The sequence below is a fragment of the Brevundimonas sp. TWP1-3 genome (assembly GCF_049896085.1).
GTDB lineage: Bacteria > Pseudomonadota > Alphaproteobacteria > Caulobacterales > Caulobacteraceae > Brevundimonas.
The window spans coordinates 1-1,234 of sequence record NZ_JAFCTP010000020.1; the positions used below are offsets into that span (position 1 = coordinate 1).

A 1,234-nucleotide genomic window follows, 5' to 3' on the forward strand; every position below is an offset into this window, starting at 1 on the left:
TGTTCGACCCGGATCACGGGCGCATGCTGTTCTGGATCAAGAATCTGCAGGCATAAAAAAGGCGCCCCAGAAGGGCGCCAAACTGTCATCTCCGAGGCCAGAGCGGAGCCGTCGAAGGTTCATCGGTAAAGCGTTTCAATCAGGTCGGTAGGACTCGGTCACTTGGGCGGTCTGGTCGTCCGGAACCCGTAGCTCACTGGCTCTGCTGTCAGTCTGGGTTTGCGCGGAATGGACCGGGAAGTTTTCCCAGTGATGTCGCATGCGCTCGGCGCCGCCTTCAGCGAAAGCGCTGGCCGATGCGAGGGTGAGTAGACCGGCAAGGATTGCAGTCGTGGTTTTCATGGTGCCTCCTACGAAAAAATGTCGGAGCCTTTCGTCCATGAATCAAGGTCTCGGGGCGCAGTGTCCACCGAGGGCATTAACTCGGGGTTAATGCCCGTTCAGTGTAGGTTTTACTGATTGTTTCCTACGGAAACCGGACGAACGCCGCGCGCGCAGGGCGAGGCGAGGCTTAGAGCTTCCAGTCGAGACTCAGCGTGACGGTGCGCGGATCGCCCCAGAACACGCCGTTGTAGAAGCCGACGTTGTCGTAGTACTTCTTGTCGAACAGGTTGTCGACGTTCAGCGAAGCCGACAGGTGTTTGTCGAATTCATACCGCGACATCAGCTTGACCACGGTGTAGGCGTCCTGGCTGATGCGCGCGCGTTCGGTGATGATCCGCCCGTTAGCGCCACGCCCCACCGGGCGGTTGGAATTGCCATAAACCTCACTTTGCCAATTCACCGCGCCGCCTACCGTCAGTGCGTGCCAGTTGCCCGGCAGGCGATAAGCCGTGGACAGGCGCAGCATGTTCAGCGGCTGATTGGTGTTGCTGCGCTGTTTCTCGCCGTTGGCCGAGTGGGTGTAGGTGTACCCGGCAGTCATGTTCCAGCCGTCGAGCACTTCGCCGGAGACTTCGGCTTCGAAGCCGTTGACCTTGTTGCCCTTGCCGCCGGATTTGTAGAACTCCTCGCCCGTCACCGGGTCCGGCGCCACCGAGTCGTCGACTTCGGCGACGTTGTCCTGCTTGCTCCAGAACACCGCCGTGGACAGATTCAGACGCTCCTCCAGCAGGCTGCCCTTGAGACCCACTTCATAGTTGCTGCCGACAATCGGATCGAGGTATTTGCGACTGGCGTCTCGCTGCTCCTGAGGATTGAAAATGTCGGTGTAGCTGACATACGCGGTGTACTC

At 59.5% G+C, this 1,234-nt stretch carries 2 protein-coding genes; both read right to left on the reverse strand.

Going from position 1 to position 1,234, the window contains the following annotated elements:
• Positions 1–135: 135 nt before the first annotated feature.
• Entirely contained in the window at positions 136–342 is a 207-nt protein-coding gene (locus ACP693_RS17660; RefSeq protein WP_420649855.1) for a hypothetical protein, read from the reverse strand.
• A gap of 169 nt (positions 343–511) precedes the next feature.
• Positions 512–1,234, reverse strand: a 723-nt coding sequence (locus tag ACP693_RS17665) for a TonB-dependent siderophore receptor (RefSeq protein WP_426050134.1), incomplete at its 5' end; no start/stop codon positions are given.